Origin of the sequence: Accumulibacter sp., assembly GCF_029255145.1 — a bacterium.
Classification (GTDB): Bacteria; Pseudomonadota; Gammaproteobacteria; order Burkholderiales; family Rhodocyclaceae; genus Accumulibacter.
Genome location: NZ_JAPUVQ010000018.1, coordinates 1 through 7,730 on the forward strand (window position 1 = coordinate 1; position 7,730 = coordinate 7,730).

A 7,730-nucleotide genomic window follows, 5' to 3' on the forward strand; every position below is an offset into this window, starting at 1 on the left:
ATTCACATTACGGCCTGCGTGGTCGCCAAGTCCCTTACAGGACCTTCTACACCAGAGGCTTCAGCCGCTTCGTTACCTCCACGACTGCTCCAGTTGCTACCGGCCGGAGCGAAAGTTGCCGGGCGGGACTTGCACCCGCTGGAAAACAGCGCCTTGGCACGACGCAATCCGACAGGCTGCTAGGCCTTCAGCATGATCGGCGAAAGCTCGTCGCCGGCTGCTAGCACCCGGCCGATGCACGCCGCCTTGGCGTAACCGAGCGACCGCAGCGCGTCAAGGCACGCGCCCGCCCGCTCCGCCGGCACGCTGGCCAGCAGGCCACCGGCGGTTTGCGGATCGAACAGCAGCGGATAGTAGGCATGCGCGCTGCCTTCCCGCTGATTGCGCAAGGCGCGGCCCAGGCGGACGTTCGCCGGCTGCAACGAACTGAGAGTGCCCGCCTCGCAGGTCTCCACGGCGCCATCGAGAAGCGGCAAGGCGGCCAGGTCGATCTCGGCGTCGACGCCCGAAGCGCGGGTCATCTCGACCAGATGGCCGAGAAGGCCGAAGCCGGTGAGGTCGGTGCATGCCGTCGCCCCGTGCTCGTGCAGGCACTTCGCGGCCTGTCGGTTGGACTGCTCCATCGACGCCAGCGCCTGGTCTATCCAGCGGCCGCTGGCCTGCAGACGAGCGTGCGCGGCGAGCAGCGTACCGGTGCCGATCGGTTTGCTGAGGATCAGCAAGTCGCCCGGCCGCATGCCACCCTTGCACATCACGGTAGCCATCGCCTCGTCGATCAGGCCGCTGATCGCAAAGCCGAGCGCCAGTTCGCTGCCCTCGCCGCTATGGCCCCCGACCAGCGCACAGCCGGCTTGGTTGAGCACCTCAACGGCACCCGACATCATCTGAAACAGCGTTTCTTCGACCTTGCTCTCGAGGCCGGGTGGCAGCGTCACGATGGCGGCCGCCGTCTGCGCCTCGGCGCCCATCGCGAAGATGTCGCCGAGCGCGTGATTGGCGGCAATCCGGCCAAACAGCCAAGGGTCGTCGATGAAGGCGCGAAAGAAGTCGACCGAATGGACCACCGCCTTGCCCCGCGGTACACGCACGATCGCGGCGTCATCGGGAGCGTGCAGACCGATCAGTACGTCGTCGCGTTCGAGCGGGTGCACCGCCGCCAGAGCCCGCGACAGCACCGTCGCGCCAATCTTGGCGCCGCAGCCACCGCAACGCATGGCGACCGCCGAGAAGGCCTGCGCCGACTCGGCCGGGTCGAGCGGAACTCGTGCCGAGCGGCCCGCTAGTTTGGCGACCATCGGCGGTAGATCGTTGAACTTGGCCATGAAGCGTCGGTCGATCCAGTCCTTCCAGCGCCACACCCAGGCGCCGTGGAGATGTAGTGCGCCGCGCGAGGCGACAGCGTAGCGGTCGCCGGTACTGATCAGCGCCAGCCAGCGCGCCTGCGGCCGGTAGGCGAGCAGCGGCCGCTCGATCGCCGAGCGACGCAGGTTGTCGGCCAGCGGCCGGCCCTGGCGAACGGCGAAAACGCCGGCCTTCTCGAGCGGCGTATCGAGCATTGCCGCGCAGTCGCCAGCGGCAAAGATCATCGGATCGCTGACGCTCTGCAGGCTGTCGCGGACCCGGATGAAGCCACTGTCGTCGAGCGTCAGGCCGGTGTCGCGCAGCCAGACGGCACCACCCGCCTGCGTCACCCAGACGATCTCGTCGGCCGCCAGCGTCTCGCCGCTGCGAGTGCGCAGCTGACCGCTGCTGACGGCGCAGACTTCGGCGGCTCGATGGACGATCACGCCGCGCTCGGCCAGCACCCGTGCGAAACCCTGCCGGACGCGCGCGTTGTGCGTCGGCAGGATCTCGCGATCGGCTGAGAAGAGGTGGAAGCGCAGTTCGTCTGGATCGCGCCCCAGGGCCCGCAGCTCGCCGCGCAAGCGATACTGCATCGCCAGCGTCAGTTCGACGCCACCGGCGCCGGCGCCGACCAGCGCGATGGTGGTCTGCCCGGCGTACCGGCGAACGCGTTCGAGCAAGGCCAGCCAGCGCTCGTTGAAACGGCGAATCGGCTTGACCGGAATGGCGTGCTCGGCGGCGCCTTCGACACGATCCACCGCCGGCATCGACCCGATGTTGATCGACAGGCGATCGTAGGCCACCGGCGGGCGACTCCGACAGAGCACCTTGCGCTGCGCCCGATCGAGACCGGTCACCTCGTCGCGGAAGTAGCGTGCGCCGGCAAACTCGGCCAGCCGGCGGAGGTCGATATGCACTTCGTCGAAACGGTAATGGCCGGCAATGTAGCCGGGCAGCATCCCCGAATACGGGGTGTGGGTGTCGGTACAGATCACTGTCAGGCGAACGCCGGGCTCCGGGCGCATGGCAAAGCGGCCAAGAACGACGACGTGGCTGTGGCCGCCGCCAACGAGGACGATGTCCCTGAGGACTGCTGGTTGCGCACGGTGCATCTACGAGGCGCCGTTCGACGGCCTGGCCAGCAGGTCCGCCACCAGCTGCCGCAGGGCGGAGCGTTCGGCGGCCGGCGCAAACGGCGCGGCGCGCTGCCGGCACTGCGCCGCGAGCCGCGCCAGCAGGCCGTCAGCGTGGCCATGGCTGGCTCGGCAACGGACGAGCAGCTCCGCCAGAGCCGGCGCGTCGCCGCAGGCAAAGTGGCCGGCGTAGTCCGTGCCGAGCAGGCCGATGTTGCCATCGATCGCCGAGGCGATCACCGGCGTGCCGCTGCATACCGCCTCCGTGACCAGGTGCGCGCCACCCTCGATGCGACTGGCGTGGACCAGCAGGTGCGCGCGCTGGATGCGGCGGCGGGTCGCCGCGTGCGGCTGGCCCCCCAGCCAGCGATAGTTGGCGGACTCCGCCATCGTCGCGCGCGCGGCTTCACCGAGCAGCGGGTCGAGCGCATCGCCGAGGTGGTCGATGCGGACCGCGTCGTCCCCGGCAAGACCATGCGCGGCGGCGAATAGCGTCTCTGGCACACTCTCCTCGCGCAGGTGGCCGACTATCAGCGCGAGGAGATAGCCATCAGTCATGAGCAGTGCCCGCCTGCTGCTGGTCGACTGGAAGATTTCCCGTGTTTTGCCACGCAAGCCGGCTGGCAAAGCCAGCGGACCGAGTCCCAGCAGCACCACCAGCGCGCCGACCAGCGGCAGCGAGGCCTGCGCGGCGGAATCGACGAGGATATCCCGGTAGAGGTCGCTGCCGGTCCGGATCAGCCCGACGCCGCCCGGGCGACGCACTTCCCGCCATGCGGCGATCGCCGGCGCCGAGCGCCGGGCGTGCATCGCCCGATCGTCGTCGGCGAGCGCGTCCGGCCAGTGTCGGATGATCCGCGTCGATGCCAACCCGGAAAGGAATCGCTGCCAGCGGCGCGCCGTCCGCCAGTTGCCGTTATTGGCATCGGCGAGCGCCGGGCTGACAATCACCACTTGCTGGAGCTGGCGCGATCTGCTCACCTGATCGGACCGCCTGCATCGAGGAGACGCGGAACGATGAATCCATGACGGCACTCTGCCGATGGGCCGCGGCCGATGCCGCGCGAGCGGGCGGGGCGCCACAGATGATCTCGTCGCTGCAGACGGTCCGGCAGCGCACCCTGGACCTGCTGGCCGCCTTTGAAGACGGTCTGGGCCCGGCGCTGCACGTTCCCTTCTCGACGCAGCTGACTCCTCCCTTGTGGGAAGCCGGCCACGTCGGCTGGTTCCAAGATTTTTGGATCGCGCGCAACCGCCAGCGCGCCCTTGGCATCGCTGCTGACCCCGATCACCCGCGTCCCCCCGGGGCGCCTGCCCGGCGCGGACGGGCTCTACAACTCCTGCTTCGTCGCACAAACGGTGCGCTAACAGCTGCCCTTGCCGGATCTGGACGCCACCCGCGCCTATCTGGCAGCAGGTCTCGCCGAAACGCTGGGTCTGCTCGGCCAGGCCGCAGCGACGCCGGCCGATCTGTATTTCGTCCGGCTGGTCCTCTTCCACGAGCAGATGCACGGCGAAGCGGCGACCTACATGGCGCGGGCGCTCGACATTTCGCTGCCGGAAGCATTGCGGCCCCAGGCACCGCAGATTCTGCATCGCCAGCCAGGGAGCGGCCATTCGGGCCATTCGGTCGAGGCCGTGGAATCGACCGAATGGCAGCTGCCCGATGTCGAGTGGGCAGTGGGTTACCACGGGCCAGGCTTTGCCTTCGACAACGAACTCGACAGCCATCGTCTCCCGGTCGCTGCCTTCGCGATCGACAGCCTGCCGGTCAGCTGAGAACGCTACCTGCCTTTCGCCACCGCCGCTGACTACAGCGATCCACGCTGCTGGTCGGCCGCCGGCTGGCAGTGGCGCGCCGTCAACGCGGTCGCCGGCCCGCGCTATCTGCGACAGGCAGGCGGCCAATGGCAGCAGCGGCGCTTCGGTGGCGGGCAAGCGCTGCCGCTCGCTGCGCCGGCGGTACATCTCAGCTGGTTCGGGGCCGACGCCTGGTGCCGGTGGGCCGGCCGCCGCTTGCCCAGCAAGGCCGAATGGGAACACGCCGCCCACGCCGCCCTCTGCCATCTCCGCGGCGAGGTGCCCACCGACGATGCCGGCTTCCACTGGGGTGAAGTCTGGGAAGGGACCGCCAGCCGGTTCTTGCCCTACCCGGGTTTCCGCGCTCATCCGTACCGCGATTACTCCGCGCTCTGGTTCGACAGCCGCTACGTCATGCGTGGGGCCAGCGGCGCCGCTGCTCTGGAAATGGCGCATCCGCGCAACTTCTTCGCGCCCGAGCGCAACGACCTTCACTGTGGTTTCCGCAGTTGCGCGCTCAAGCGCTGAGGGGCGCCAGTGCGCAGACGGCGGCAGGCCTCCGGCAGCGCGGGCTCGCGCGCGGCCAATCGCCGCAACGCAATGTTCAATCATCGCTTCAGGCCTGCGCCAGAAAGACCGCAAACCAGCCACGCTCGTCGGTCCAGCTCCGAATCGCCGAAAAACCGGCGGCGACCAGCAAGGCAGAGAAATCATCGGCCCGCCACTTGTACGAATTCTCGGTATGGATCCGTTCGCCGGCAGCGAAGACCCTCCCGCCGCCCGGCCAGCGAACGGCGACGCCGTGCAGGGCTTGCAGGTGCATCTCGATGCGCCGCTGCGCGCTGTCAAAAAACGCCCGATGCTGCCAGTCGGCGAGCGCAAAATCGCTCCCGACGAGGTGGTTAATGTGCCGCAGAAGGTTGCGGTTGAAAGCCGCGGTGACCCCCAGTTGGTCGTCGTAAGCCGCTTCGAGCACCTCGATCGGCTTGAGCAGGTCGACGCCGACCAGAAGTCCGCCGCCCTGCGCAGCGAGATGCAGCTGTCGCAGAAACTCGAGCGCGTCCGGCGGGGTGAAGTTGCCGATGCTCGAACCCGGATAGAAGAGCAGGCGCGGGCCCTCGCCAACGGCATCCGGCAGCAGCAGACGAGTCGAGAAGTCGGTGCCGACACCGAGCATGTCGACCGCCGGATGTCGCTGCTGCAAACGTTCGAGCCCTTCTTGCAGGAAGTCCAGCGAGATGTCGACCGCCACGTAGGTGCGTACCCGCAAGGGCAGCAACAGGCGTGCCGCCTTTTCGCAGTTGCCGGCACCCAGATCGACCAGCGTCAGGTCGGCCGGCAGTTCGGCGGCGATGGCCGGGAGATGGCGCGCGAAGATCGCCGCCTCGGTACGCGTCGGGTAATACTCGGGCAGTTCGGTAATCGCCGCAAAGAGCCTTGAGCCCAGACTATCGTAGAGGTACTTGGGCGAAACCACTGCCGGTAACGCCCGCAGCCCGCGCAACAGCTCGGCGCGAATGGCGGCCGGCTGTGGGCGGTCGACGGCGATCAGGGTCGGCGTGTGCACTCTTGGCGGACTCCCGGCGAGAACGTGCGGCGACCCCGCGGCGTACCGGCAGTCCGGGCTACCGACCAACGCCTGCTGGCCATGCGCGCTATCAACTCCATCCAATCCCTCCGCTCCATCGGCCACTCACTGCTCCTGGCTCACCTGCCGCCGCTTGTGGATCGCTTACTCGCCGGACAAGCACCTCGCGACGTCAGCCATGATGATACCGCCTGATCCGTAGAAAGCACGTGGCCCTGACAGCGCGAAGCAGCACCATGCCTCGATCGCCCGGTCCGGCGGCAACCGACCCTTCGCTCGACAGCCGGAGCTGCGGCCCCCCTCTGCAGCACGCCGAGACGAATTGAGCCATTTGGCATGGCCGGCATCGGAACTTGCCAGCGCACCGTGAAGCACGTCACGTAAGAAAACAAGTGGCTGTGTAACTCTTGCCCGTCGGCGCCCTTGCGCCGCCTACTCCGGCCGCCGATCTGCGGTCTTCATGAATCTCCTTGCGAGGTTTGCCATGAGAACACTTCGTCCTCTCGCGCGCCACCCGCTTGCCGCGTGGCGAGCCGTTGATCAACTGATGGGCAAAGCAGCGGAACCGGCGCGCCAGAGCGGCTATCGGGACGTGCCGCGACTGAGGCTATTGTTTGCCGGATTCCAGTCCACTAGCCAGTGCCCGGGCGCTCCCGCTGGCGACCCCCATGCTCAGCCAGCCATGAAGACGTCGGATGGATCATGGTGGCATACCGGCTTTCCTGGCTGGTGGATGATCTGACCGCTTCCCGGCGCGGCGCCACCGACCGACGCCGCAACAGGGTGCTGGGGAGGGTTCACGACGTGGCCTGCGCCGACCGCCGAACCTGAATCACCTTCGCTACCCCGATTCGGCAGCTCGCCGCGCCCGGCCGGGCAGCGAAGGCAGAGCAAGTACCAGCAGTTGGCATTCCGACTGGCCCCAGACAACCTGATCTCACGGATTTTGCGAAGTACCGAGTTGCAGGATCAAGCGGAGGTTGGCGCGTGGGAAGAGAGTGTCGGTAGAGTTCAACTCGTCACAGAGTTTGCGGACGGCGCGGTCGGACGCGCCATTGGCCATGTGGTGGAGGCGTACGGTCAAGGTGCCGGCCTGGGGGTCGGGCAGCAAGTCAGCTTCGGTCGTGTAGATCGCGCGTAGCAAGCTACGTGCCTCGTCCGGGCGCGCGAGAAGCGGTGCCAGGACATTGGCCATTGCCGTTTCCGCGCGATAGGCAATCATCTTGAGCGTGTCGAGCAATTGCTTGCTGTGGGTGCTCAGCCGACGAAATCGGTTTTCTTCCGGCAAGTCCTTGATGTCGAGATGAGAGGGTGTCTCTTGGCGTTGTTCCTTGAGGGTCTTGAGTTCGTCCTGCAGGTGTTCGATCTCGTCGTGGGCAGCGGCTTTTTTCGCGACAAAGGCCTCGACTTTCGCCGAGTCAATCGTTTCGTTGAGGTTGAGCGTGCCGAATTGGGCGAGCCGGCGGCTGAGCTTGCTGGTCAGCGAGCGAACCTGCCCGTCGAGGGTTCTGCGAGCCGGGTTAACGACCCGTGCGGTATCAGGAATTTCTTCCGTCTGGTAGTCCGCCAGGCGGTCCAGGGCAAAGTGTTCACGGGCATATTTGAAGAAATTTTCCTGAGACCACCGGGCGAACAGGGTGGCCGCCAAGAGCCATATCCCAGATTGATAATCCGTGCTGATCAGGGAGACTTGGCGACCGGTGTCACAGAGCTTGCGTACCTCGCGTACCCACACTACGCCGCTGTTAATTCGCGCCGCTATAAGGCCATTTCGGTGGCGGCGTAATGAGGCCACTGGACTCGCGGCGCAATGAGGCCAGAGCAATCGCGGCGCAATAAGGCCACGTAGAAGGCAAGTAGAGGCG

The 7,730-nt window shown here is 67.1% G+C and carries 6 protein-coding genes; 2 read left to right on the plus strand and 4 right to left on the minus strand.

The genetic code is table 11. The annotated features are described in order from the left end of the window. Positions 1-179: 179 nt before the first annotated feature. Complete coding sequence (selD, locus tag Q1L50_RS01510; RefSeq protein ID WP_300335384.1) at positions 180-2,456, minus strand: selenide, water dikinase SelD; 2,277 nt, start codon at positions 2,454-2,456, stop codon at positions 180-182. Beyond that, positions 2,457-3,458, minus strand: coding sequence for a selenoneine biosynthesis selenosugar synthase SenB (senB, locus tag Q1L50_RS01515; RefSeq protein WP_300335385.1), 1,002 nt, complete (start codon positions 3,456-3,458; stop codon positions 2,457-2,459). Between the two features lie 396 nt (positions 3,459-3,854). Between senB and Q1L50_RS01520 the strand changes: the two genes are divergently transcribed. Both Q1L50_RS01520 and Q1L50_RS01525 read left to right on the plus strand, forming a co-directional pair. Continuing rightward, positions 3,855-4,256 (plus strand): hypothetical protein, encoded by a 402-nt coding sequence (locus Q1L50_RS01520; RefSeq protein ID WP_300335386.1) that lies wholly within the window; start codon positions 3,855-3,857, stop codon positions 4,254-4,256. Positions 4,257-4,265: 9 nt separating this feature from the next. Continuing rightward, positions 4,266-4,805: an SUMF1/EgtB/PvdO family nonheme iron enzyme gene (locus Q1L50_RS01525; RefSeq protein WP_366145202.1), complete on the plus strand. Its 540-nt coding sequence runs from the start codon at positions 4,266-4,268 to the stop codon at positions 4,803-4,805. An 88-nt stretch (positions 4,806-4,893) separates the two neighbouring features. On the opposite strand, the gene egtD is transcribed toward Q1L50_RS01525, so the two are convergent. Together egtD and Q1L50_RS01535 are read right to left on the minus strand one after the other, a co-directional pair. After that, positions 4,894-5,844 (minus strand): L-histidine N(alpha)-methyltransferase, encoded by a 951-nt coding sequence (gene egtD, locus Q1L50_RS01530; RefSeq protein WP_300335387.1) that lies wholly within the window; start codon positions 5,842-5,844, stop codon positions 4,894-4,896. A gap of 958 nt (positions 5,845-6,802) precedes the next feature. Further along, complete coding sequence (locus tag Q1L50_RS01535) at positions 6,803-7,660, minus strand: putative transposase (protein ID WP_366145203.1); 858 nt, start codon at positions 7,658-7,660, stop codon at positions 6,803-6,805. Positions 7,661-7,730 lie beyond the last annotated feature (70 nt).

Excerpts from the sequence above, each read along its gene's own strand:
- selD (WP_300335384.1), bottom strand. The coding sequence starts at position 2,456 with ATGCACCGTGCGCAACCAGCAGTCCTCAGGGACATCGTCCTCGTTGGC.